The organism is Pseudomonas sp. AN-B15 (assembly GCF_019056475.1).
GTDB classification, from domain to species: Bacteria; Pseudomonadota; Gammaproteobacteria; order Pseudomonadales; family Pseudomonadaceae; genus Aquipseudomonas; species Aquipseudomonas parakoreensis.
Window position 1 is genome coordinate 3811058 of the sequence record NZ_CP049737.1, and the last position, 22274, is coordinate 3833331.

General features: G+C 58.2%; 29 protein-coding genes, 1 tRNA gene and 1 pseudogene. 14 read left to right on the forward strand and 17 right to left on the reverse strand.

Annotated elements, in window-relative coordinates; genetic code table 11:
* Positions 1-202 precede the first annotated feature (202 nt).
* From GTQ41_RS17055 to GTQ41_RS17100, 11 genes are all read left to right on the forward strand, one after another.
* Positions 203-688 (forward strand): HNH endonuclease, encoded by a 486-nt coding sequence (locus tag GTQ41_RS17055; protein ID WP_217325328.1) that lies wholly within the window; start codon positions 203-205, stop codon positions 686-688.
* 4 nt (positions 689-692) lie between these two features.
* Positions 693-1337, forward strand: coding sequence for a DUF4406 domain-containing protein (locus GTQ41_RS17060; RefSeq protein WP_131671931.1), 645 nt, complete (start codon positions 693-695; stop codon positions 1335-1337).
* Positions 1334-1975, forward strand: a complete 642-nt coding sequence (locus tag GTQ41_RS17065; RefSeq protein WP_254369334.1) for a phage scaffolding protein — start codon at positions 1334-1336, stop codon at positions 1973-1975. Before GTQ41_RS17060 ends, GTQ41_RS17065 begins: the two co-directional genes overlap by 4 nt.
* Positions 1976-2051: 76 nt before the next feature.
* Complete coding sequence (locus GTQ41_RS17070; RefSeq protein WP_217325329.1) at positions 2052-2615, forward strand: hypothetical protein; 564 nt, start codon at positions 2052-2054, stop codon at positions 2613-2615.
* 4 nt (positions 2616-2619) lie between these two features.
* Positions 2620-3060: a hypothetical protein gene (locus GTQ41_RS17075; protein ID WP_217325330.1), complete on the forward strand. Its 441-nt coding sequence runs from the start codon at positions 2620-2622 to the stop codon at positions 3058-3060.
* Between the two features lie 85 nt (positions 3061-3145).
* A complete protein-coding gene (locus GTQ41_RS17080; protein ID WP_217325331.1) occupies positions 3146-3439 on the forward strand; it encodes a hypothetical protein in 294 nt (97 codons plus the stop codon).
* A 94-nt stretch (positions 3440-3533) separates the two neighbouring features.
* Positions 3534-3797 carry a hypothetical protein gene (locus tag GTQ41_RS17085; protein ID WP_155416803.1) on the forward strand — a complete coding sequence of 88 codons (264 nt, stop codon included), beginning with the start codon at positions 3534-3536 and terminating at the stop codon, positions 3795-3797.
* Positions 3794-4105: a hypothetical protein gene (locus GTQ41_RS17090; protein ID WP_047293297.1), complete on the forward strand. Its 312-nt coding sequence runs from the start codon at positions 3794-3796 to the stop codon at positions 4103-4105. The genes GTQ41_RS17085 and GTQ41_RS17090 overlap by 4 nt, the downstream gene beginning before the upstream one ends.
* Before the next feature lie 53 nt (positions 4106-4158).
* Positions 4159-5118: a hypothetical protein gene (locus GTQ41_RS17095; protein ID WP_047293295.1), complete on the forward strand. Its 960-nt coding sequence runs from the start codon at positions 4159-4161 to the stop codon at positions 5116-5118.
* A gap of 46 nt (positions 5119-5164) precedes the next feature.
* On the forward strand, positions 5165-5581 hold the full coding sequence (locus GTQ41_RS28655) for a hypothetical protein (RefSeq protein ID WP_230679366.1): 417 nt from the start codon (positions 5165-5167) through the stop codon (positions 5579-5581).
* Positions 5482-6633, forward strand: coding sequence for a tyrosine-type recombinase/integrase (locus tag GTQ41_RS17100; protein ID WP_230679368.1), 1152 nt, complete (start codon positions 5482-5484; stop codon positions 6631-6633). The genes GTQ41_RS28655 and GTQ41_RS17100 overlap by 100 nt, the downstream gene beginning before the upstream one ends.
* 81 nt (positions 6634-6714) lie before the next feature.
* Here GTQ41_RS17100 and GTQ41_RS17105 read toward each other — a convergent pair.
* The 9 genes from GTQ41_RS17105 to thrS all read right to left on the reverse strand — a co-directional run bounded on the left by GTQ41_RS17105 (position 6715) and on the right by thrS (position 14167).
* Positions 6715-6791: transfer RNA gene (locus GTQ41_RS17105), tRNA-Pro, on the reverse strand.
* Between the two features lie 88 nt (positions 6792-6879).
* Positions 6880-7236, reverse strand: coding sequence for a MerR family transcriptional regulator (locus GTQ41_RS17110; RefSeq protein ID WP_003179985.1), 357 nt, complete (start codon positions 7234-7236; stop codon positions 6880-6882).
* Positions 7217-7519: an integration host factor subunit alpha gene (ihfA, locus tag GTQ41_RS17115; RefSeq protein ID WP_002553164.1), complete on the reverse strand. Its 303-nt coding sequence runs from the start codon at positions 7517-7519 to the stop codon at positions 7217-7219. The genes GTQ41_RS17110 and ihfA overlap by 20 nt, the downstream gene beginning before the upstream one ends.
* Positions 7520-7522: 3 nt before the next feature.
* Entirely contained in the window at positions 7523-9901 is a 2379-nt protein-coding gene (pheT, locus tag GTQ41_RS17120; protein ID WP_047293291.1) for a phenylalanine--tRNA ligase subunit beta, read from the reverse strand.
* A 26-nt stretch (positions 9902-9927) separates the two neighbouring features.
* Positions 9928-10944, reverse strand: a complete 1017-nt coding sequence (pheS, locus tag GTQ41_RS17125; RefSeq protein ID WP_003226365.1) for a phenylalanine--tRNA ligase subunit alpha — start codon at positions 10942-10944, stop codon at positions 9928-9930.
* A 109-nt stretch (positions 10945-11053) separates the two neighbouring features.
* On the reverse strand, positions 11054-11410 hold the full coding sequence (gene rplT / locus GTQ41_RS17130) for a 50S ribosomal protein L20 (protein ID WP_002553161.1): 357 nt from the start codon (positions 11408-11410) through the stop codon (positions 11054-11056).
* Positions 11411-11438: 28 nt separating this feature from the next.
* Entirely contained in the window at positions 11439-11633 is a 195-nt protein-coding gene (gene rpmI / locus GTQ41_RS17135) for a 50S ribosomal protein L35 (protein ID WP_002553160.1), read from the reverse strand.
* A gap of 60 nt (positions 11634-11693) precedes the next feature.
* The gene (infC, locus tag GTQ41_RS17140; RefSeq protein ID WP_170929410.1) at positions 11694-12245 is read right to left on the reverse strand and encodes a translation initiation factor IF-3; all 552 of its coding nucleotides are present in this window, start codon (positions 12243-12245) and stop codon (positions 11694-11696) included.
* Positions 12245-14167 carry a threonine--tRNA ligase gene (thrS, locus tag GTQ41_RS17145; RefSeq protein WP_007961251.1) on the reverse strand — a complete coding sequence of 641 codons (1923 nt, stop codon included), beginning with the start codon at positions 14165-14167 and terminating at the stop codon, positions 12245-12247. The genes infC and thrS overlap by 1 nt, the downstream gene beginning before the upstream one ends.
* Positions 14168-14546: 379 nt before the next feature.
* On the opposite strand from thrS, the gene GTQ41_RS17150 reads away from it, so the two are divergent.
* Both GTQ41_RS17150 and GTQ41_RS17155 read left to right on the forward strand, forming a co-directional pair.
* Positions 14547-14846 (forward strand): hypothetical protein, encoded by a 300-nt coding sequence (locus GTQ41_RS17150; RefSeq protein ID WP_047293289.1) that lies wholly within the window; start codon positions 14547-14549, stop codon positions 14844-14846.
* A 292-nt stretch (positions 14847-15138) separates the two neighbouring features.
* The gene (locus GTQ41_RS17155; protein ID WP_003179963.1) at positions 15139-15351 is read left to right on the forward strand and encodes a cold-shock protein; all 213 of its coding nucleotides are present in this window, start codon (positions 15139-15141) and stop codon (positions 15349-15351) included.
* Between the two features lie 72 nt (positions 15352-15423).
* On the opposite strand, the gene GTQ41_RS17160 is transcribed toward GTQ41_RS17155, so the two are convergent.
* Together GTQ41_RS17160 and GTQ41_RS17165 are read right to left on the reverse strand one after the other, a co-directional pair.
* The gene (locus tag GTQ41_RS17160) at positions 15424-15741 is read right to left on the reverse strand and encodes an I78 family peptidase inhibitor (RefSeq protein WP_047293287.1); all 318 of its coding nucleotides are present in this window, start codon (positions 15739-15741) and stop codon (positions 15424-15426) included.
* Between the two features lie 168 nt (positions 15742-15909).
* Positions 15910-16215, reverse strand: a complete 306-nt coding sequence (locus tag GTQ41_RS17165; RefSeq protein WP_041066130.1) for a hypothetical protein — start codon at positions 16213-16215, stop codon at positions 15910-15912.
* Positions 16216-16347: 132 nt separating this feature from the next.
* On the opposite strand from GTQ41_RS17165, the gene GTQ41_RS17170 reads away from it, so the two are divergent.
* Positions 16348-16560: a hypothetical protein gene (locus GTQ41_RS17170; RefSeq protein ID WP_047293303.1), complete on the forward strand. Its 213-nt coding sequence runs from the start codon at positions 16348-16350 to the stop codon at positions 16558-16560.
* Positions 16561-16593: 33 nt separating this feature from the next.
* Here GTQ41_RS17170 and GTQ41_RS17175 read toward each other — a convergent pair whose 3' ends face one another.
* From GTQ41_RS17175 to GTQ41_RS17200, 6 genes and pseudogenes are all read right to left on the reverse strand, one after another.
* The gene (locus tag GTQ41_RS17175; RefSeq protein ID WP_047293285.1) at positions 16594-17622 is read right to left on the reverse strand and encodes a nucleoside hydrolase; all 1029 of its coding nucleotides are present in this window, start codon (positions 17620-17622) and stop codon (positions 16594-16596) included.
* Positions 17623-17667: 45 nt separating this feature from the next.
* A complete protein-coding gene (gene rbsD / locus GTQ41_RS17180) occupies positions 17668-18072 on the reverse strand; it encodes a D-ribose pyranase (protein WP_047293284.1) in 405 nt (134 codons plus the stop codon).
* Positions 18069-18986: a ribokinase gene (gene rbsK / locus GTQ41_RS17185; RefSeq protein WP_047293281.1), complete on the reverse strand. Its 918-nt coding sequence runs from the start codon at positions 18984-18986 to the stop codon at positions 18069-18071. The genes rbsD and rbsK overlap by 4 nt, the downstream gene beginning before the upstream one ends.
* Positions 18987-19010: 24 nt before the next feature.
* The gene (locus GTQ41_RS17190; protein WP_027611551.1) at positions 19011-20030 is read right to left on the reverse strand and encodes a LacI family DNA-binding transcriptional regulator; all 1020 of its coding nucleotides are present in this window, start codon (positions 20028-20030) and stop codon (positions 19011-19013) included.
* A gap of 3 nt (positions 20031-20033) precedes the next feature.
* On the reverse strand, positions 20034-21011 hold the full coding sequence (locus tag GTQ41_RS17195; RefSeq protein WP_041066117.1) for an ABC transporter permease: 978 nt from the start codon (positions 21009-21011) through the stop codon (positions 20034-20036).
* Positions 21008-22273, reverse strand: a pseudogene (locus GTQ41_RS17200) (sugar ABC transporter ATP-binding protein); the annotation flags it as partial. The pseudogene GTQ41_RS17200 and the gene GTQ41_RS17195, both read right to left, overlap by 4 nt.
* Position 22274 lies beyond the last annotated feature (1 nt).

Below are 22274 nucleotides of genomic sequence, written 5' to 3' on the forward strand. Positions count from 1 at the left end.
GGCAAAGCCGACAGCCAGTCAGCCAAACGCATCAGAATCTGGCTAAGCAGCTCGATAAGTACCTGGTACATCACTTCAGCGATCAGTCGTTTCATTCGGTCGTGCTCCGGCTCGTTGGATGACCCATCCTGCCGTCACGACAAAATCGCTTGTATACCTCCCGCCCCTCCACCGCCCGGGCATGCCCCGGCATAGGACGCGCATGCTCAAAAATCAGGATTACCTCGAACATCTGCTGAGCTATGACCCGGATACGGGGCTGTTCACTTGGCTAGTCGATCAGGGGAGCGCGAAAGCGGGATCAGTCGCGGCAACTAAGGCCACAAACGGCTACCTGGTCGTGATGGTCAACAAGAAGTACCAGAGCCTGCACCGATTGGCTTTCGCGTTCATGGGGCAAGAGATTCCGGACTGCGTCGACCACATCAACGGAGACCGCACGGATAACCGGTGGGTAAACCTTCGGCCAGTGACTGCGATCGAGAACGCCAGAAATCAGCGGCTTCACAGAACCAATTCTTCCGGATTGCCGGGCGTCATGTGGGATCAGAGATCGCGATGGCGAGCCTACGGCTACTTGAGCGGTCGCTATATCACGCTCGGCCGACACCAGACGCTGCTCGACGCGGCAGCAGCCCGCAAGTCATTCGAAAGCCAGAACGGCTACCACTCCAACCACGGGAAATAGCCCCATGCCCAAAGAAAACATCATCGATTGCCCAGCGCTGCACGAGCGCAGCACCAGCTACCCGTTTGGCGATCGAGTTCCGCGCACTGTCCGGATGCTCAAGGCCGTGACAGCTGACCCGATGCCTGACTACGTATACGTCAATGGCGATCTACCCGTGGCAAATGTCGGTCAATCGTATGTGGCATGGACGAATATTTACGGTGCCGTAGCGGCGGTGATGCCCGACGGAAAACGTCTTGGCCTGCGCCCTACTGAGTTCGAGGTCGACACTTGGCACGAACTCGACCCGACGCCAGCAGCGACTGGAGTAACGCTCATCGCGGACCGCTCCAACCGCCTCTACCTGGCCGGCCCGATGACCGGCTTCGAAGACTTCAACTTCCCCGCGTTCAACGCGATGGCCGCCCAGCTCCGGGCGCGCGGCTACGTCGTCGAGAACCCTGCCGAGCACGGCGTTGTCGAGGGTGCGGACTGGGCCGACTACATGGCCTACGACCTTACCCGCCTTGGCCTGTGCGGTCAGATCGCGGTGCTGCCCGGCTGGGAAAACTCGAAAGGTGCCCGGCTTGAAGTGCACATTGCCCGCGAGCTCGGCATGAAGGTCGTGAATGCCCATGATCTGGTATCGATGGAGATTGCAGGATGAGCGACCCAAAAGTGATTTACCTCGGTCCAGCCTGCCAGGAGCAGGGCCAATCAAGCGGCCGTGAATGGTGCCAGGACGATGTGTGGGATGCGTGCGAATGCGGGCATGAGTCGGTGCGGTATGTGCTGGGTTCCGACTTCGACCAGGTCACCGCAGAGCGTGACGCCCTGCAGCAGCGCCTGAACGCAGCGGATCAGCAGATTGATGAGCTGGAGCGCGATAAGGCGCGGCTGGATGCCCTTGACTCGAATTGTTGGGACGTCCGCTTCAACAGCAGCCCCAACGGCGACGCCGGCGACAGCAGCATCAACATCGAAGTCGTCGGCCATTGGATGGATCAGCCGTTCGAGCGCGTCGTCGGTGAGAACTACAGCGAAAACCTTCGCGCAGCAATTGACCAGGCAATGGCGGCGCCGGCGTATCCGCCAGCAAGACCTGAATACCCTGAGCCTGAACCCGACGCTGACGACGACTGGCACATGAACCCGTGCAAGAAAGGTCACCGTGATGTCGGCGCTTCGGGCGGTGTGGCGGCGTGCAACCAGTGCGACGAGAAGATCGAGGCCGCGACCACGCAGGAAGCCTTCGAGCGCTGGAACGCGACACACCCAGCCAGCGAATCAGCCGGATCCCGATAAGAGTACATCTGTACTCCTCCCGCAAAATTACTCCCTCCCCCTTCAAAGTCAGCCGCTATAGCGGCAAGGACGACTCATGTCTCAAGTTCATCCAGATTTGGCCCGGATCTACAACGTGTTCGGACTGAGCAGCAATCACTCCCTGTCGACCCTCCTCGCGAACGTCGAAGGGCTCAAGCGCAGTCATGACGAAGATCGCCCGCTCGCTGATCGGTACCGCTTTCTGCGCGAGCCAAAAGCCAGCGCACCCGTAACGCTTCCAGAAGAACAATGGATTGTCGTTGGCTTGGCCAGCCATGAGGACGTGCTGACCGGCGCCGCGTTGGACAAGGCCATCGACAACGCCATGAACTCCAAAAGCTACACCTTTGAGCCGGAGGATGGTCCGCTGCTCTGCTACCAAGTCGGCGATCAAGATTGGGTTGCCGCGCAGAACCCGGAACAGGCTTTGGCAGTACTGGCTGAATACAACGGCGACTGGCTGCACGAGCACTCCGACGATTACGACGTGGTTCTGACGGGCGATTCGGAGCTCGACCAGCAGTGGCAGGACGAAGATGCACCCAGCACCCCAGCGGGATCTCTCCGGCAGTGGCTGGCTGAAGCCACGGAACCTTGCTACCTGAACGGGGTGGAGTGACGCCATGAGCAGAAGCGGATACAGCGACGACTGCGGCGGATGGGACCTGATCTGCTGGAGGGGCGCCGTGAAGTCGGCGCTGAATGGAAAGCGCGGCCAAGCATTCCTGGTTGAATTGCGTGAAGCCATGGATGCGATGCCGGACAAGCGGCTGGTGACGGACACCCTCGAAGCCGATGGCCAGTTTTGCACGCTTGGCGTCCTCGGTGCCAAACGCGGCTTGGACATGACGAGCATCGACTCTCATTGCCGTGAAAGCGTTTCGCAGGCTTTCGGGATTGCCGAGGCCATGGCTGCGGAGATCGTTTTCGAGAACGACGAGCGCGACGGTGAGTACGAGTTGCAAGCCGATGGCCGCTACAAGCTGATCCGCGAAACACCGGAACGGCGCTGGCAGCGGATGCGCAAATGGGTCGACTCCCACATCAAGCAGGCCGCGCCATGATCCTCAAATGCATGGCCGGCTGCACCCTCTTCTTCTGGCTTCCATTGGCCCTGACCATTAAGGCGGTGATCGGATGAGCGAAACAATGCGTGAACAGTTTGAGACGGCGATCGCAAAAAACCAGCAGGAAGGAAAGTTCGCTCCTGCCAGCTTCGAGCGTTGCGGGCTGGATGGCCGGTATGTTCTACCGGAGCTTGAGGGAGCGTGGTGGGGTTGGCAGGCATCGCGCGATGCGCTGGTGATTGAGCTGCCAAACCGCTACGACGAGAAGTACCAAGAGTATTTCGACGATGTTGAGGGCGGGTCTTTCAACGAATCCAAGTATCTGGCTGATGTGAAATTGGCCATCGAGGCTCTCGGCCTGAGGGTGACGCCATGATCTTCCTGATCCCCGCGCTGGTCCCCGTTCTCGCGGGAGGCGCCCCGCTCTACATGGCCTACCTGATATACAGCGGGCCGTGGCGATGACACAGATGAGCGACATCTTTCCGGAAATGACTGTGGAGCAGGAAAAGCAGTGGTTCGCCGAGCAACAAGAAGCGCACCGTGTGGAGCTGGAACGCGAGAGGATTGAAATCGCTCAGCGAAAAGCCGTCGACCACTATATTCGGTGCCGCGACTGCGGAGCATTCGTACAGAAATGGCGGTGGGTTCGGAAGGATCATCCCCAAGCAATAAGCCAAGGCTGGCGGCCCATGTGCGGCTCTTGCTTCGACAACTACGACAATTACCCATGAACCGCATGGTCATCGTCCGCACCGAGGAACTGGCGGGCCCGGCGCTGGACTGGGCAATCAACGCGATCGAGGGTGATCAGCAGCCTGGCACCGGTCAGCTGGATCTCTTCGCCCTGCCGGACGCCGAGCAGCTGATCACGAAGTACGGCGTCTGGGTCGATGCCGGCCACCGGCACCCTTGGCTGGCCGACGCGACAAACGACCCGTTCAACCGCCAGCACGGCGTAACGCGCACCATCGCGGTCTTCCGGGCCGTGGTCTTCGCCAGGCACGGCGCCAGCGTCAACGTTCCAGCCAACCTAGTTTAACCCCTCCCCCTACTCAACAGCCTGCCGGTGTACGGCGGGCGAGGAATTCGTGCATGTTCGAAATCATCAAAGCTTGGTGGTCCCGCAATGTTTTCCGGGCGAACCCATGGCACGACAAGCTCGTGCTGCTGAACTTCATTGACCTGTACTTCAAAGGGCAGCGCGACAGTGTCCTGGGTATCACGCTGAACTCCGGCGATCAGGGCGACTACCCGGGCAACAAGCTGGTAATCCAGATGTGGAAGTACTCGGCCTGGATCAAGATCCCAAGCATCATCAAGCCCTGGGCTGAGCAGCACACCTTTACCAGTCTGAGCCCTGAAGCGGAAGCCAAGCGAATTGCAGAGCATGGGCACCTTCATTACTACGAATACCACTCTCGCCAGTTCGGCTTCCACCTGACCACTCACGGGATTCACACCAATTTCGGCCCGAGCACCTGGGATTCCCGAACAACAAAGTCTCGGTACCACTCTTTCCCGTGGCGCAAGTTTGACTTGGAATTCCATGCCATCTGCGACGCGGAAGGCGTGGAGCATGTCCAAAAGGGCAAGGGTGCGACCCTCGATTACAAGGAGCAATCGGCGATTAAGGACGCCATGCCGCGCTACGTGTACCTGCTGAAGGATTACGACGGGCAGGAGATCCGAGCCTACTGCTACATGGAAAAGCGCGTATACCGCGTCGGCACCGGCTGGGTGAAGAAGTATTTCGGCGCGCTGCGACCCACTCGAACGTTCGTCCAGCTTGAACTCTCGTTCGATGGCGAGACCGGCCCCGAGAAAGGGTCGTGGAAAGGCGGAACGATCGGCGCAGGTAGCCGGGCAGAGAAAGGCGATAAGCACGACGCCCAGTTCCTGATCGAGAAATATTGCGCCGGCACGCATCGCGCCAAAGGCTCCCAATACCAGATGACCCTGGTACGCCGCGAGCCGGACGCACCCTACACCAACGAGACTTATCGAAAGGCTTCGGCCGAGCGTCGCGGCGAAACTTACGCCCCGCTCGCATAACCCATCACCACCTTCTGCCGCCACGCGCGGCATGGAGCATCACCTCATGGCAAATCGAAGCGCGGCCCAGGTCGCGCCCATCCTCCCGCGCTTCATTCGCGCCGGCGAGGCATACGGCTACCTCGGCATGTGCCGGGAAGAATTCAACAAAACGGTGCGCCCGAACGTCCGCGAATTCCCGATCGGGAAACAGGGCGTCGGCTTCGACCGAATCGAGCTTGATGAGTGGGCAGATCGCTACATCGAGACCATGGCAATTGAAAAGGCCGCGAATCAGGACAACAATCGCCCTCGCAGCGAGCGCCAGGGCAAGAAGAAAGGAGCAACGCCGTGGCCCAAAAAGCAATCACCGGCCTCCAGCAAATGCCGAACGGCATCTGGAAGATCGACAAAAAGTACAGAGGAGAACGAATTCAAGAGAGTACTGGCACTTGTAACCGCGCCGAAGCAGAGCAGTACCTGATCCACAAGCTGGAGCAGTTGCGCCAGCAAAAGGTGTACGGCGTTCGGCGGATCAGGACGTGGCGGGAGGCGGCAACTCGCTTCCTGCTGGAAGTGAAGGATCAGGCTTCCATCCATATCTCTGCCACCTATATGGAGCAGCTCGACCCGTTCATTGGCGACATGCCGCTGACCCACATTGACGACGACGCCCTCGCGCCTTACATCCAGTCGAAGCTGAATCCAGCGGTAGGGAAGCCAGTCACGAACCGGACAGTGAATATCGCGCTTCAACGAGTTATTCGCGTGTTGAACCTCTGCGCGCGAAAGTGGCGCGATGAGGAGCGACGGCCGCTACTGGACGTGGTGCCGATGATTTCCCTGCTGGACGAGAAGACGAACAGCCGAAAGCCCTACCCGCTTTCATGGGAAGAACAGTCGATCCTGTTCGCCGAACTCCCGGCGCACCTGCAGACCATGGCCCTGTTCAAGGTCAATACAGGTTGCCGGGAGCAGGAAGTTTGCAAGCTTCAATGGAATTGGGAGATTGCGGTACCGGAGCTTGGAACGAGCGTGTTCCTGATACCTGCGGGATTTGGGGGAAGAAGCGCCAGGTCTGGCGTGAAGAACCGAGACGAGCGTCTGGTCGTGATGAATGACGTTGCCAAGTCAGTAATCGAGCAACAGAGAGGGCAGCACCCGGTCTACGTGTTCCCGTTTGGCAAGCCAGATGGTGATGGGAATGAAACGACAGTTCACCGCATGAACGACTCGGCTTGGAAGAAGGCGCGAATCCGGGCGGCGAAGAAGTGGCAGGAGAAATTCTTGCGGCCGGCACATGACGGCTTTGCCAGAATCCGAATTCACGACTTGAAGCACACCTTTGGGAGAAGGCTGCGTGCTGCAGGTGTGACTGAGGAGGATCGGAAAGCACTGCTCGGCCACAAGAATGGGAGCATCACCAGCCACTACTCAGCAGCGGAGTTGGATCAGCTCATTGCGGCGGCAAACAAGGTATCAGCAACCGACTCGCGCGCACCAGCGCTGACGATTCTGAAAAGGAGGGAAGCGTGAAGAAAAGGCCAAGGTCACTCGTAAAGTCACTATGGCAGAAACAACAAAGCCGCACGAAAGCGGCTAAGTCATTGAATTATATGGTCGGGACGGAGTGATTCGAACACTCGACCCCTAGCACCCCATGCTAGTGCGCTACCGGACTGCGCTACGCCCCGACTGGTTTGGAACCTGCCCTTCATCTCGAAGAGCGCTCAAGAATATAGCGCAAGCTTTTGAAAACTGGAAGTATTCAAACGCAGCTTTTTATTTCTTGAGCACCACCAGTACATCTTCAAGCTCAGCGATCATCTGGCGGATCATTTGCTTGTATTGGGTGGTGTCGTCTTTGGCTTCATCGCCGGACAAACGCAGGCGCGCGCCGCCGATGGTGAAACCCTGATCGTAAAGGAGCGCGCGGATCTGCCGGATCATCAGCACGTCCTGGCGCTGATAATACCGGCGGTTTCCGCGGCGTTTGACGGGGTTGAGCTGAGGAAACTCCTGCTCCCAGTAGCGCAGCACGTGTGGTTTTACCGCACACAGCTCGCTGACTTCACCAATGGTGAAGTAGCGTTTGCCCGGGATGACGGGTAGCTCGTCGTTATGACTTGGTTCCAGCATAAGCCTCAACTCGGGCCTTCAACTTCTGCCCTGGACGAAAGGTGACCACACGGCGAGCCGTGATCGGGATTTCTTCCCCCGTTTTCGGGTTGCGGCCAGGCCGCTGGCGTTTGTCCCGAAGGTCGAAATTGCCGAAACCGGACAATTTGACCTGCTCGTTGTCTTCAAGAGCGTGCCTGATTTCCTCGAAAAACAGTTCGACCAATTCCTTGGCTTCCCGCTTGTTCAGGCCCAGCTCTTCATACAGACGTTCCGCCATCTCAGCTTTCGTCAAAGCCCCCATACGTCACTTCCTTAACGTGGCGTTCAACCTTTGTTCGAGCGAGGTGAGGATATTTTGCGTCGTCGAATTCACCTCATCGTCATTAAGAGTGCGCGATGGATGCTGCCAGGTCAAGCCAACTGCAAGGCTTTTTCTATCAGGATCAATGCCTTTACCCTGATACACGTCAAACAGCCTGAGATCCGTGAGCCATTCGCCTGCATTTTCACGGATTACGTCGAGTACAGCCGAGGCCGCGACGTCTTTGTGCGCGATCAGTGCAAGGTCACGACGCACTTCAGGAAAACGCGACAACTCGTGGAATTGCGGCATTTTTCCGGAAGCGACTTCAGCCAAAACCAGCTCGAAGACGAATACCGGACGATCCAGACTCAGGGCTTTGGACAGTTCAGGGTGAATCGCACCGATGAAGCCGACTTCACGCCCATCACGTTCAATGCGCGCGGTTTGACCCGGGTGCAGCGCCGGATGTTTGCCCGGAGTGAAAGTGAAGGCATCCAACGCACCGGCGTAACCCAGAACCGCTTCAACGTCAGCTTTCACATCGAAGAAATCAATGCTGTCGCGACCTTGCGCCCAGCCTTCCGGCAGACGGCTGCCGCAAACAACACCCGAGAGCATCGGCTCTTGCTTCAGACCTTCCAGCTGACCGACGAAGCGCAGACCGCTTTCGAACAGACGCACGCGATCCTGCTGACGGTTCAGGTTGTGTTGCAACGCCTTGACCAGGCCCGGCCACAGCGAAGAACGCATGGCAGCCATGTCATTGGAAATCGGGTTGGCCAGCAATAGCGGCTCGACGCCCGGGTTGAACAGTTCGAACTGCTTGGGATCGATGAAGCTGTAAGTGATCGCTTCCTGATAACCACGGGCAACCAGCAGACGACGCAACTCAGGCAGCTCGCTGCGTGCTTCAGCTTTGGCTTGTGGCGCCAGACGCGCTTGCGGGTAACGAACCGGCAGACGGTTGTAGCCGTAAAGACGCGCCAGCTCTTCGATCAGATCGACTTCCAGGCTGATGTCGAAGCGATGGCTTGGCACTTCCACGCACCACTGCCCTGCTCCATCAGCGGAAATCTTCAGGCCCAAAGCGCTGAGCAGACGCTCGACCTGCGCCGAATCCATTTCCATCCCCAGCATCTGGGTGATGCGCTGTGCACGCAGGGTGATCGGGGCGATCGACGGCAGGTGTTGCTCGCTGACGGTCTCGATGATCGGGCCGGCTTCACCACCGGTGATTTCCAGCAGCAGGCCAGTGGCGCGCTCCATGGCTTCACGGGCCAGTTGCCAGTCCACGCCACGCTCGTATCGGTGCGAAGCATCGGTGTGCAGGCCGTAGGAACGGGCCTTGCCCGCCACAGCGATCTGGTCAAAGAACGCACTTTCCAGGAACACGTCGCGCGTGGTCGCGGACACACCGCTGTGCTCACCACCCATTACGCCGGCAATCGCCAGAGCACGAGTATGGTCGGCGATCACCAGCGTATCGCTGCGCAGGCTGACTTCCTGACCGTCGAGCAGTACCAGCTTCTCGCCCTCTTCCGCCATACGCACGCGGATGCCGCCATTGATTTCGGCGAGATCGAACGCGTGCAGCGGCTGACCCAGCTCGAGCATCACGTAGTTGGTGATGTCGACGGCAGCGTCGATACTGCGCACTTCGGCGCGGCGCAGTCGTTCAACCATCCACAGCGGGGTCGGCCTGGACAGGTCAACGTTACGGATGACACGCCCCAGGTAACGCGGGCAAGCGGCAGGCGCCAGCACGTCTACCGGACGCACTTCGTCGTGCACTGCCGGAATCGCCATGACCGCCGGACGGGTAACCGGAGCGGCGTACAGCGCACCCACTTCACGGGCCAGACCGGCCAGCGACAGGCAGTCGCCACGGTTCGGGGTCAGGTCGACCTCGATGCTGGCGTCTTCCAGATCCAGATACACACGGAAATCTTCGCCCACCGGCGCATCGGCCGGCAATTCCATCAGACCGTCGTTGCCTTCACCAATCTGCAGCTCGGCTTGCGAGCACAACATGCCGTTGGACTCGACGCCGCGCAGCTTGGCCTTCTTGATCTTGAAGTCGCCCGGCAGTTCGGCGCCGATCATGGCGAACGGAATCTTCAGGCCCGGACGCACGTTTGGCGCACCGCACACGACCTGGAAGGTCTCCGCGCCATTGCTGACCTGGCACACACGCAGCTTGTCGGCGTCAGGGTGTTGCTCGGTGCTCAGCACCTCGCCCACGACCACGCCGCTGAATACACCGGCGGCCGGGGTCACGCTATCGACCTCCAGACCCGCCATCGACAGACGAGCAACCAGCTCGTCGCGACTTACCTGCGGGCTAACCCAGCCACGCAGCCATTGTTCACTGAATTTCATCCTGCTCTCCTAAGAATTCGTTACGACTAGCGAAATTGCGCGAGGAACCGCAAGTCGTTGTCGAAGAACAGACGCAAGTCGTTCACGCCGTAACGGAGCATGGCCAGACGCTCAACGCCCATACCGAATGCAAAACCGGAGAACTCTTCCGGATCGATGCCAGACATGCGCAGCACGTTCGGGTGGACCATGCCGCAGCCCATGACTTCCAGCCAGCCGGTCTGCTTGCAGACGCGGCAGCCTTTACCGCTGCACATCACGCATTCCATGTCGACTTCAGCGGATGGTTCGGTGAACGGGAAGTACGAAGGACGGAAACGTACGGCCAGCTCTTTCTCGAAGAACACCCGCAGGAATTCTTCGATGGTGCCTTTGAGATCGGCGAAATTGATATCGCGATCGACCAGCAGGCCTTCGACCTGGTGGAACATCGGCGAGTGGGTGATATCGGAGTCGCTGCGATACACACGACCTGGGCAGACGATGCGGATCGGCGGCTGCTTGGACTCCATGGTGCGGACCTGTACCGGCGAGGTATGAGTGCGCAGCAACATGTTCGCATTGAAATAGAAAGTGTCATGCATCGACCGGGCCGGGTGGTGGCCTGGGATGTTGAGCGCTTCGAAGTTGTGATAGTCGTCTTCGACCTCAGGGCCTTCGGCGATGCCGTAGCCGATGCGGGTGAAGAACTGCTCGACTCGTTCCAGAGTCCGGGTCACCGGATGCAGACCGCCGGAGGTCTGGCCACGGCCCGGCAACGTCACGTCAATGGATTCGGCAGACAGTTTGGCAGCCAGTTCAGCTTCTTCAAACAGGGCCATGCGCGCATTGAGAACGCCTGTAACACGCTCCTTGGCAACGTTGATCAGGGCGCCGACTTGCGGACGCTCTTCTGCCGGCAAATTCCCCAGGGTCTTCATCACCTGAGTCAATTCACCCTTTTTGCCAAGGTATTGAACCCGGATTTGCTCCAGGGCATTGATATCTTCAGCGCTTTGCACAGCCTCTAGTGCTTGAGAGACCAGCGCATCCAGGTTTTCCATGTACAGACTCCAGATACAAAATAGGGGAAGAGCTTGAAGGCTCTTCCCCTATTTATGACGTTTAACACCTGACCCCACAGAGGTGAGGCCGGGTGACTGTCGGGGGTACTTAAGCCAAGGTGGCTTTAGCTTTCTCGACAATCGCAGCAAACGCCGCTTTTTCGTTCACTGCCAGATCAGCCAGAACCTTACGGTCGATCTCGATGGACGCTTTTTTCAGGCCAGCAATGAAACGGCTGTAGGACAGACCGTTAACACGAGCACCAGCGTTGATACGAGCGATCCACAGAGCGCGGAACTGACGTTTTTTCTGACGACGGTCACGGTAGGCGTATTGGCCTGCCTTGATTACCGCTTGCTTGGCAACACGGAATACGCGGGAGCGTGCGCCGTAGTAGCCTTTAGCAAGTTTCAGAATTTTTTTGTGACGCTTACGGGCAATGACGCCACGCTTTACACGAGCCATGAGTTACTTCCTCTATTCTTGACTAAAATTAACGAAGGCGCAGCATGCGCTCGACTTTTGCCACGTCAGACGGATGCAGCAAGCTGCTACCGCGCAGTTGACGCTTACGCTTGGTCGACATTTTGGTCAGGATGTGGCTCTTGAAAGCGTGCTTGTGCTTGATACCGTTAGCAGTTTTCAGAAACCGCTTAGCAGCACCACTTTTGGTTTTCATTTTTGGCATGTTCGGATACTCCGCATTCAGTTGATAAACATAATCAGAAGGCCTGCCGTGCCCTGTTGATTACTTCTTCTTTTTCGGGGCGATGACCATGATCAGCTGGCGTCCTTCCATCTTAGGATGCTGTTCGACCGAACCGTACTCGAGCAGGTCAGCTTCAACCCGCTTGAGGAGTTCCATCCCCAGCTCCTGGTGGGCCATCTCACGGCCGCGGAATCGCAAGGATACCTTGGCCCTGTCCCCGTCACTCAGGAAACGTACCAGGTTGCGCAGTTTTACCTGGTAATCCCCTTCCTCCGTCCCTGGACGAAACTTGATTTCTTTTACCTGAATCTGCTTCTGGTTTTTCTTCGCTGCTGCAATCTGCTTCTTCTTTTCGAAGATCGATTTGCCGTAGTCCATCACCCGGCAAACCGGTGGGACTGCGTCAGCAGAGATTTCTACCAGATCAAGCTTTGCTTCTTCAGCAATACGAAGCGCTTCATCAATCGAGACGATGCCAATCTGCTCGCCATCAGCGCCAATTAACCGAACCTCGCGTGCCGAGATATTCTCGTTGATCGGGGCTTTCGGTGCAGCTCGTTTATCTTGTCTCATTTCACGCTTAATAATAATTACTCCGAATCTGGGCGACCACGCCGGGAAACCGCTTGCGCGAGAAACTCAGCGAACTGGGCGACGGGCATCGAGCCCAGGTCAGCACCTTCACGAGTACGCACAGCGACAGTCTGCATCTCGACTTCCTTATCTCCGATAACCAAAAGATAGGGAACCTTGAGCAAAGTATGCTCGCGGATTTTAAAGCCGATCTTTTCATTTCTCAAGTCGGACTTGGCACGAAATCCGCTTTCGTTGAGAGTTTTTTCAACCTGAGCGACGAAATCTGCCTGTTTATCAGTGATATTCATGATCACTGCCTGGGTTGGCGCGAGCCACGCAGGGAATGCACCTTCGTAGTGCTCGATCAGAATCCCGACGAAACGCTCGAAAGAACCGAGGATCGCGCGGTGCAACATCACCGGATGCTTGCGGCTGTTGTCTTCGGAGACGTATTCGGCGCCGAGACGGACAGGCAGGTTGAAATCGAGCTGCAAGGTACCACACTGCCAGACGCGACCGAGGCAATCTTTCAGCGAGAACTCGATCTTCGGACCGTAGAACGCACCTTCGCCCGGTTGCAGATCATACGGCAGGCCCGCGCTATCGAGGGCTGCCGCCAGCGCCGCTTCGGCGCGATCCCACAGCTCGTCGGAACCTACGCGTTTTTCCGGACGAGTGGACAGTTTCATCTCGACGTCGGTGAAGCCGAAGTCGCGGTAAACATCCATGGTCAGTTTGATGAACGCTGCGGATTCAGCCTGCATCTGCTCTTCGGTGCAGAAAATGTGGGCGTCGTCCTGAGTAAACGCACGCACACGCATGATGCCGTGCAATGCTCCCGACGGCTCGTTACGGTGGCACGCACCAAACTCGGCCAGACGCATCGGCAGCTCGCGGTAGCTCTTCAGACCCTGATTGAACACCTGCACGTGGCACGGGCAGTTCATCGGCTTGATGGCGTAGTCGCGGCTTTCCGACTCGGTGGTGAACATGTTGTCGGCGTAGTTGGCCCAGTGCCCGGATTTTTCCCACAGACTGCGATCGACCACTTGCGGGGTCTTGATCTCGAGGTAGCCATTGTCACGCTGCACCTTGCGCATGTACTGCTCGAGCACTTGATACAGGGTCCAGCCGTTCGGGTGCCAGAACACCATGCCCGGCGCTTCTTCCTGGGTGTGGAACAGGCCCAGGCGCTTGCCGATCTTGCGGTGATCGCGCTTTTCCGCTTCTTCGATGCGCTGGATGTAAGCCGCCAGCTGCTTCTTGTCTGCCCAGGCAGTACCGTAAACGCGCTGTAGTTGCTCGTTCTTGGCATCACCGCGCCAGTAGGCACCGGACAATTTGGTCAGTTTGAAGGACTTCAGGAAACGCGTGTTCGGCACGTGCGGGCCGCGGCACATGTCGACGTATTCTTCGTGGTAATACAGGCCCATGGCCTGCTCGTTCGGCATGTCCTCGACCAGACGCAGCTTGTAATCTTCGCCGCGAGCCTTGAACACTTCGATCACTTCGGCGCGCGGAGTGACTTTCTTGATGACGTCGTAATCCTTGTCGATCAGCTGATGCATGCGCTGTTCGATGGCGGCCATGTCGTCCGGCGTAAAAGGACGTTCGAAGGCGATGTCGTAATAGAAGCCTTCGTCGATAACCGGGCCGATGACCATTTTCGCAGTCGGGTACAGTTGCTTGACCGCATGGCCAACCAGGTGCGCGCAAGAGTGGCGAATGATCTCCAGCCCCTCTTCATCCTTTGGCGTGATGATTTGCAGCGTCGCGTCGCTGTCGATGATGTCGCAGGCGTCAACCAGCTTGCCGTTGACCTTGCCGGCCACGGTGGCCTTGGCCAGACCGGCACCAATGGATGCGGCGACCTCGGCTACGGAAACCGGGTGATCGAATGAACGTTGACTGCCGTCGGGAAGAGTAATAGTTGGCATGGCGCCTCCTCTCCTAGTGGTGACCCCTACCAAAGGTCACGTGGGTTGGGATGAGCCAGTACAAGATCCGATCCAGGCCATTCAATGACGAACGCCTGCCTTACAGCGGCAGGAGCCTTGCGGCCAACCGGAAAACCGAACCAGAGTGACTGGGATTCAAATCAGGGTTTCGCACGCTGACCGCTTCGGGGCTGAAGGCCATCCGGAGCCTGAGAACGCATGAGCCCGGCATGCTAGCACAGATGAGCGGTCATCGAGTCGAAGGATTTTCAGTGCTGAAGATTTATGCATTTTTGCGGCGCAAAGTGAACTTGGGATATACGCTTTGCCTCAAATAAGCTGAGAATCGTCGCCGATATCAACCCAAGGAGTTTCCGACATGCGCCTTACCCGACTTTTTGCTTACGCGGCCCCGCTGGCTCTGCTACTGCCGCTGAGCGCCAACGCGGCCTGGCCTGCCGGTGTCAAAGCCCAGTACATGAACGACTGCACCGCCGCCGCCAGCAAGAGCGTCAATCCAGCCGAAGCCAATAAACACTGCGCTTGCGGTGCCGATGTTCTGGAAAAGAAATTCACCACGCAAGAGATCGCGCAACTGATGGACAAGAACACCCCGCCCAGTGGTGAACTGGGTCAACGCGCACTGAAAGAAATCTCGGTTTGCCGCGTGCAGAAATAAGCGCTGACGAATGTTTTTTCGGGCGTCCGGCAGACCAAAAATCGCTAAAAAGACCCCGAAATCGATAATTTACGCAGGTTTTATAGCTTTTTTTACACCCTCTTCTTTCGGCCAAAAGCCACTGAAACCGGGGCTTGCAGACATTTCAGAGGTTGAAATCGATGCAATATGAAAGCAAACAGCACGTCCGGGGGGCTACCAAAGCGAACATTTCGACTATGATACCCGGGTGTGCCCAGTTGGCCTGAGCAGCACAGTACTACTGAAAATATATGTTTCTTGGAGATACACCATGTCTAATCGCCAAACCGGCACCGTTAAATGGTTCAACGATGAAAAAGGCTTCGGCTTCATCACTCCTCAAGGTGGCGGTGACGACCTGTTCGTACACTTCAAAGCTATCGAATCCGACGGTTTCAAAAGCCTGAAAGAAGGCCAGACCGTCTCTTTCGTGGCTGAGAAAGGCCAAAAGGGTATGCAAGCTGCACAAGTTCGCCCAGAGTAATTTCCCGGCGCGCTAAAAAAACCCCGTCCATGTGACGGGGTTTTTTATGCCTGCAACAAAAGCGCTCTGCGATCAACCGCAGTTGACGCGGGTGACCACCAGGTTGTTGTCGGTGTTCAGATTCAAGCGATCGGAGCGGTATTCCAGCGTGATCATGTCGGTTGGCTTGAGGAAACGGGCGTTTTGCGCGCCAGCCTTGGCACGCGCCTGATCGAGCAGTTCCGGCGAAGCCTTTTTACCGATGGCAAATTCCGCTGCCTTTGCTTCACAGCGGCTGTGACCGGCATCGGTCGCCACAGGATCCTTTGCCGACTCGCTGGAGGTCGTGCTGCAACCGGCCAACATGACAACGGCCATAAGTGCACCCAGAGACGCGAACTTCAAAGGCATGAAGCCTCCTTCTTTCAAATGGTTAAGCTGAGATCGTGCGACCGCCAATCTGGCGTTTGGTTTCACAACCAATGCTGCCACCCTGCCCCACGATCCGGAAAAACGCTGAGTCTGCCTGAAGAGCGTGCAGCGCATCCTCACACAATCGTCACCGAATATTAACGAAGCTCAATAGACGTCGATGTAATCGAGCGGCGGATTCGGCCAGTTGTCTTTCAGTGCGTTGAAAATCTGCATCACCCAGACTTCATCGCTGGCCGCGACGTTGCCGACATACCCCGAACCCTTGGCCCAGGTTTCCAGGCGAAAGAGCAGGCCGTCAATATCCTGCCCGCCGGTCACACCGGAAGAAATATAGGCAATCCCACCCTTGGTCACGCGCAGTTGCGTGTGTACATCATCGCTAGCCGACGCGAGCAACTGGCGCACAGCGTCAAGTGTGAGGCCGTCGGGGGAATTCAAATCGATCTGCACAGCACATTCCTTGGTTCAACCGGAAAAGACCAAGTGTCGCATAGCGTCGCGTCCATGCCTAAGTCGCAGTGCCAAACGCCCGACAAAGTGGTTAACTCGCGCTCAGACATTCCCGACTTTTCGAGCGCACTCATGAGCACCGTAAGCATCTCCGCCGACATCAAGGTTCTTTGGCCGAAGGGGCGCAGTTCGTATAGCCCGGGCAGTTCGGAGGAGCTGGCGCTGATCAGCATCGATCTACTGGTCAAGACGATGGGAACACAAGGCGCACAAACGTTTATCGCTCAAGTGTTCGAACGGTACCAGCATGACGACAAGAGCACGCCGGACACGGAGAGGGAGTAAAAACCCGCAGACTTGCACCTGCGGGTCCTGGCCTTACTTCAAGCGCTTCAGACGCTCAGTCAGCAGATCGAAGAAACCTTGGGCATCGCCATTCTCGACCCAAAATGCGTTTTTCGGCTGTTTCAGACCATCGTACCAGTCGACCACGGTCTGACCGAACGTGATCCCCTCGCGGCTGTCGATGGCCACGTTCACCGAGCGACCGGTGAACAGCTCCGGCTTGAGCAGGTAAGCAATGACGGTAGCGTCATGCACCGGACCGCCAGGGATGCCGTAGTGCTCCATGTCGCCCTTGATGTACTCGTTGAGGATGTCGCCGACAATCTTGCTCGCATTGTTGTTGAGCGCGGCAATCTGCTTCAGGCGGGCGTCGCTGGTGAGAATCTTGTGGGTCACGTCCAGCGGCAGATAGGTCAGTTTTACACCACTCTTGAGTACCACCTCTGCCGCTTGCGGGTCGGCAAACAAGTTGAATTCGGCCACCGGGGTAATGTTGCCGCCATTGAAGTGCGCGCCGCCCATGATCACCACTTCCTTGATACCGTTAACGATCTCCGGCTCCTGGATCAGCGCCAGCGCCAGGTTGGTCTGAGGACCCAGCATGGCGATGGTGATGCTGTGCGGCTTGGCTTTTTTCAGGGTATCGATCAGGTAGTTGACCGCATTGCCTTCGGCCAGGCCTTTTTTCGGCTCATGCACGGTGACACCCGACAGGCCTTCCTTGCCATGGATGTTCTCGGCGTAGATCGGCGTCCGCATCAGCGGCTTCGGCGCGCCGGCGTAAACCGGAACGTCCTCGCGCCCTGCCCACTCGCGAGCCAGGCGCGCGTTGCGCGAAGTCTTGTCGAGGCGCACGTTGCCGGCCACGGTGGTCAGTGCGCGAATGTTCAGTTCATCCGGCGAAGCCAGGGCGAACAGCAGGGCAACCACATCGTCGGCACCCGGATCGGTGTCGATGATCAGGTCGATCTTTTCAGCAGCCTGAGCGCTGGTGGCGGTCATAAAAGACAAAAGCAGCAGACTCCGAAGCAATTGGTGGAGTTTGTGAGCGTAACGGTGCATGGCGCATTCCTTGTGCTGATGAAAATGAAAGGGTCGAAAATCCGATTAGAACGTTACTCCGGCCACCAGCACGATGTTGCAGTACGGCTGACATTCGCCTGTACGAACAATCGCCCGTGCCTGTCGGCTAAGGACCTTGAATTGCTCATGAGTCAGCAGATCGCGCCGACCGAGGGCGCCCTCTTCTTGCAACTCGTCCAGCACAACCAGGGCGGTCGGCTGCTTGTCGAGGATTTCGTTGGCCAGCACATGGCTCTCCACCTGCATCTCGCTGAGCACGACTTTCAGGGTACTGACAAAATCCGGAACGCCGTGGGTCAGCGCCAGATCAATCAGTTCAACACCAGGAGGAACCGGCAGTCCGGCGTCACCGATCACCACCATGTCACCATGGCCCAGGGATGCGATCAGCCGCGACAACGCGACGTTGAGCAAAGCAGTCTTTTTCATGCGGATTTGAACGCCTGTACGTCGGATATGGTGGGAATGGAAGGCTGTGCGCCGGCCCGGGTCACAGATAACGCTGCAGCGACTTGCCCGTAACGGATCGCCTCAGCCTCGGATTTGCCACTGGCAAGTGCTGCGGCAAAACCACCAACAAAGGTATCGCCCGCGGCGGTGGTATCGACCGCCTGCACCTTGGGCGCCGGGAAATGCTCGAAATCTTTGCCATTGGCGAACAGCGAGCCTTGCGCACCGAGGGTAACGATGACCTTGCCCGCGCCCATTGCGATCAACTGACTGGCAGCGCCCTCTGCGCTCTGCAGCGAATCGACCGGCAACCCGCTCAACGCCGCGGCTTCACTTTCGTTGGGGATCAGGTAGTCGATGGCGGGAAACCAGTCTGCCGGCAACGGACGACTGGCCGGCGCCGGATTGAGGATCACCGTCTTGCCCAACGCACGTGCACGCTTGAGCGCATGCCCTACCGTTGCATCCGGAATCTCGAGCTGGCAGATAATCACGTCGGCCGCTTGCAGCACCGCATCAAAGCGGTCAATCACCGCCGGGGTCATTGCACCGTTGGCGCCAGCGACGATCACGATGGCGTTCTGACTGTTGTCATCGACCACAATCAGCGCCACGCCACTGGAGTCGGCAACCGTGCTCACCGCCTGACAATCGATCTGCTCGGCCAGCAATGCGTCGCGCAATTGCACGCCGTAGTCATCGTTGCCAACACAGCCGACCATCGCCACCTGCGCACCCAGGCGCGCAGCAGCGACTGCCTGATTGGCGCCCTTGCCGCCGGACACGGTGGTAAAGGAATGACCGATCAGCGTTTCACCGCCCTTGGGCAGCCGTGGTGCCCGGGTGACCAGATCCATGTTCAGGCTGCCTATTACCACTACATTTGCTGGCATACATCACTACTCGTCAATTCGGTTTCAGCGGTACTCGGTGAATACGCCGGACAGCGGCGCAGTCGATTCGCGCAAGACAATACTCGGGGTCACGATCCGTTGATCGGTGACCAGACTCGGGGTAGCAATCCTTCGCAGCAACACTTCGGCAGCCATCTCGCCCAACTGCAGGATCGACTGGCCAACGGTGGTCAGCGCCGGGTACACGTAGCGACTCATCTGGATATCGTCGAAGCCGATCACCGACAGCTCGCTCGGTACGCGCACATTGCGCTCGGCCGCCGCGCGCAGCACACCGATCCCGATCATGTCGTTACCGGCGAAGATCGCACTCGGCGGATTGCTTTCAAGCAGGATCGCCGCCGCGTTGTAACCGCCAGTGCTGGTGAAATCGCTTTCCAGCATGCGCTCGGCCCGCACCTTGATGCCCGCCTCCTGCAGCGCTCGACAAAAACCGGCCTGACGCATTTGCGCCACGCTGGTGCTCGACGGACCGCCGATGGTGGCGATGTCACGATGGCCCAGCTCCAGCAGGTGACGCGTCGCCAGATAGGCACCATATTCATGGTCGATGCGCACCAGGTCGGCGTCCACGCCATCCAGCCCGCGGTCGACGATGACCATCGGCGTTTTCACCCCGGCCAGCCCTTGCGCAAGCCCGATGTCGCCACCGGCGGAGGCGACGATCAGGCCGTCAATGCGCTTCTCCAGCAGCACGCGCAAATAGCTGCGCTGTTTTTCCGGGTTATCGTCAGAGTTGCAAAGGATCACGCAATAGCCGTTACGCTCACAGTAATCCTCGATACCCCGAGCCAACTCGGCAAAATACGGGTTGAGGCTGTTGGGCACCAATAAGCCAATGGTCGCAGTGGTCTTGGCTTTCAGTGAACGCGCCACGGCACTTGGCACGTAATCGAGGCTTTTGATGGCCGCCTCGACCTTCAACCGCACTTCCTGGCTGACCGGGCGCGTCTTGTTCACCACGTGAGAAACCGTGGTGTAGGAAATCCCCGCGAGCGCCGCCACATCCTTGATCGTTGCCATGGCTTAGCCCCGTCGACTGGCGCGTTGACTGCGATAGGTATCGAGTACCACCGCAATGACGATCACCGCACCGGTGATAATGCGCTTGGTTGGCTCGGTCGCACCGATCTGCGCCAGACCGGCCGCCAGCACCGAAATGATCAACACACCGAAGAAGGTGCTGATCACCGAACCACGCCCCCCCATCAGGCTGGTGCCACCAATGACCACCGCAGCGATCACTTGCAGTTCGAGACCGGAGCCGGCATTCGGATCCGCCGCTTCCAGACGGGAAATCTGGAACAGTGCGGCGATGCCGGCGAGCAGCCCCATCAGGCTGAACACCAGAATCTTGTACGGTTTTGGATTGATCCCGGCCAGACGCACCGCTTCTTCGTTGGTGCCGATGCCGATCAGGTAGCGACCGAACACGGTGCGGGTCAGCACCGCTTGCGCAATGAAGATCACAAGCAAGGCAATGATGAACGACGGCGAGATACCAAAGGCGATCGGGTTCGACAGCCAGGCAAACGAATCACCGATGTAGGCGGTGCGCGAACCGGTCATCTGATACGCCAGGCCACGGGCCATTTCCAGCACACCGAGCGAAACGATGAACGACGGAATACGCCACGCTACAGTGATCGAACCGGTCACCGTACCCGCCAGTGCAGCCACCGCCATACCGAGCAAAGCGGACGGCAACACGCTCCAGCCCCAGCCGAGAATCGCGACGCTGACTGTCGAGGCGGCAAGTGCCAGCACCGAACCGACCGACAGGTCGATGCCGCCGATGATCAGCACGAAGGTCATGCCCACCGCCAGCACCATCAGATCGGGGATCTGATTGGCCAGCGTGCTGAAGGTGTCGTAGGACAGAAAGTGGCTGCTCATGACCGAGAACAACGCCACCATCGCCAACAAGGCACCCGCCAGGCCCAGATAGGTGCCAAGACCGTAGAAATTGCCACCACGTTTGCCGGCAGAAGATGCAGTTTTCATGGGAGTTCCCTAGGCGCCGCTTCATTGAGCTGCGCATCACGTTTTTGGTAGCCGGCGAACGCGGCAGCAAGCAAATCATCCTGGGTCCAGCTGTCGCGCTCGAAGGTATCGATCAAACGCCCTGCCGACAGAACGCCGATCCGGTCGCAGATCAGCATCAGCTCGCGCAGGTCACTGGATACCACCACCAGCGCTTTGCCCTGACGTGTCAACTCGCCCAGCAAGGCATAGATATCGAACTTGGCACCCACATCAATGCCGCGAGTCGGCTCGTCGAACAACAGCACCGAGCAATCACGCTCCAGCCAGCGACCGATGACGACCTTCTGCTGATTACCGCCAGACAACTCGGAAACCAATTGGGTCGGGCTCGAACTGCGGATGCGCATGGCGTTGATCTGGCGCTGCGCCAAAGAAATTTCGTTGCTGTTATTGACGACCCCGGCCCGGGAAATTTCCGGCATGTTGCCCAAAGCAATATTGGCGCTGATCGACTGGCTGAGCAGCAAGCCTTCACCCTTGCGGTCTTCGGTGATCAGGGCGATGCCGTGTTTCACTGCATCAACCGGCGAACGCACACTGACCTCCTGCGCCGGCGAACCCAGCGCGATCGTGCCACTGTCGGCGAGGTCGGCGCCAAAAATCAGCCTTAGCAATTCAGTGCGTCCGGCTCCGATAAGCCCGGAAATCCCGAAAATCTCGCCAGCACGCACTTCAAAGGAAACATCGCGCACCTTGTCGGAGCGGGTCAGGCCCCTGACCGTCAGGGCTGGCGCGCCAATCTTGCGCGGGCCCATGTCGATGTGTTCGCCCAGCTCACGGCCGACCATCAAGGTCACCAACTGCTCACTGTTATAGTTGGCCATCGGCTCGACGCAGACCAGATTGCCGTCACGCAGCACAGCAATGCGTTGCGCAACTCGGGCCAGCTCTTCCAGGCGGTGGGAGATATAGATGATCGCAACGCCACGCGCCTGTAAACGGGTGATCTGCTCAAAGAGCATTTCCACTTCACGGGCAGTGAGCATGGCCGTCGGCTCATCAAGAATCAGCACATGACAATCGCCGATCAGGTTGCGTGCGATCTCGACCATCTGCTGATGCCCGATACCCAACTCGCCGACCAGAGTGTCCGGATCAATCGCATCGAGGCCGACCTGCGCCATGGCTTCGATGGCGGCCTTGCGCAATTGCTTGCGACTGATCCAGCCGCCGTTGCTCGGCAGGTTGTCGAGAAACAGGTTTTCCGCCACCGACAGGGTC

Bases quoted from the DNA above. Each gene is read 5' to 3' on its own strand.
- GTQ41_RS17075 (WP_217325330.1), top strand. From the start codon at position 2,620: ATGAGCAGAAGCGGATACAGCGACGACTGCGGCGGATGGGACCTGATC.
- GTQ41_RS17080 (WP_217325331.1), top strand. From the start codon at position 3,146: ATGCGTGAACAGTTTGAGACGGCGATCGCAAAAAACCAGCAGGAAGGA.
- GTQ41_RS17155 (WP_003179963.1), top strand. From the start codon at position 15,139: ATGTCTAATCGCCAAACCGGCACCGTTAAATGGTTCAACGATGAAAAA.
- rplT (WP_002553161.1), bottom strand. From the start codon at position 11,410: ATGGCTCGTGTAAAGCGTGGCGTCATTGCCCGTAAGCGTCACAAAAAA.
- GTQ41_RS17095 (WP_047293295.1), top strand. From the start codon at position 4,159: ATGTTCGAAATCATCAAAGCTTGGTGGTCCCGCAATGTTTTCCGGGCG.
- GTQ41_RS17110 (WP_003179985.1), bottom strand. From the start codon at position 7,236: ATGCTGGAACCAAGTCATAACGACGAGCTACCCGTCATCCCGGGCAAA.
- thrS (WP_007961251.1), bottom strand. From the start codon at position 14,167: ATGCCAACTATTACTCTTCCCGACGGCAGTCAACGTTCATTCGATCAC.
- GTQ41_RS17170 (WP_047293303.1), top strand. From the start codon at position 16,348: ATGAGCACCGTAAGCATCTCCGCCGACATCAAGGTTCTTTGGCCGAAG.
- GTQ41_RS17060 (WP_131671931.1), top strand. From the start codon at position 693: ATGCCCAAAGAAAACATCATCGATTGCCCAGCGCTGCACGAGCGCAGC.
- GTQ41_RS17055 (WP_217325328.1), top strand. From the start codon at position 203: ATGCTCAAAAATCAGGATTACCTCGAACATCTGCTGAGCTATGACCCG.
- GTQ41_RS17195 (WP_041066117.1), bottom strand. From the start codon at position 21,011: ATGAAAACTGCATCTTCTGCCGGCAAACGTGGTGGCAATTTCTACGGT.
- GTQ41_RS17175 (WP_047293285.1), bottom strand. From the start codon at position 17,622: ATGCACCGTTACGCTCACAAACTCCACCAATTGCTTCGGAGTCTGCTG.
- GTQ41_RS17085 (WP_155416803.1), top strand. From the start codon at position 3,534: ATGAGCGACATCTTTCCGGAAATGACTGTGGAGCAGGAAAAGCAGTGG.
- GTQ41_RS17100 (WP_230679368.1), top strand. From the start codon at position 5,482: ATGCCGAACGGCATCTGGAAGATCGACAAAAAGTACAGAGGAGAACGA.
- pheT (WP_047293291.1), bottom strand. From the start codon at position 9,901: ATGAAATTCAGTGAACAATGGCTGCGTGGCTGGGTTAGCCCGCAGGTA.
- rpmI (WP_002553160.1), bottom strand. From the start codon at position 11,633: ATGCCAAAAATGAAAACCAAAAGTGGTGCTGCTAAGCGGTTTCTGAAA.
- GTQ41_RS28655 (WP_230679366.1), top strand. From the start codon at position 5,165: ATGGCAAATCGAAGCGCGGCCCAGGTCGCGCCCATCCTCCCGCGCTTC.
- GTQ41_RS17090 (WP_047293297.1), top strand. From the start codon at position 3,794: ATGAACCGCATGGTCATCGTCCGCACCGAGGAACTGGCGGGCCCGGCG.
- GTQ41_RS17065 (WP_254369334.1), top strand. From the start codon at position 1,334: ATGAGCGACCCAAAAGTGATTTACCTCGGTCCAGCCTGCCAGGAGCAG.
- GTQ41_RS17190 (WP_027611551.1), bottom strand. From the start codon at position 20,030: ATGGCAACGATCAAGGATGTGGCGGCGCTCGCGGGGATTTCCTACACC.
- GTQ41_RS17160 (WP_047293287.1), bottom strand. From the start codon at position 15,741: ATGCCTTTGAAGTTCGCGTCTCTGGGTGCACTTATGGCCGTTGTCATG.
- rbsK (WP_047293281.1), bottom strand. From the start codon at position 18,986: ATGCCAGCAAATGTAGTGGTAATAGGCAGCCTGAACATGGATCTGGTC.
- GTQ41_RS17070 (WP_217325329.1), top strand. From the start codon at position 2,052: ATGTCTCAAGTTCATCCAGATTTGGCCCGGATCTACAACGTGTTCGGA.
- rbsD (WP_047293284.1), bottom strand. From the start codon at position 18,072: ATGAAAAAGACTGCTTTGCTCAACGTCGCGTTGTCGCGGCTGATCGCA.
- pheS (WP_003226365.1), bottom strand. From the start codon at position 10,944: ATGGAAAACCTGGATGCGCTGGTCTCTCAAGCACTAGAGGCTGTGCAA.
- ihfA (WP_002553164.1), bottom strand. From the start codon at position 7,519: ATGGGGGCTTTGACGAAAGCTGAGATGGCGGAACGTCTGTATGAAGAG.
- GTQ41_RS17150 (WP_047293289.1), top strand. From the start codon at position 14,547: ATGCGCCTTACCCGACTTTTTGCTTACGCGGCCCCGCTGGCTCTGCTA.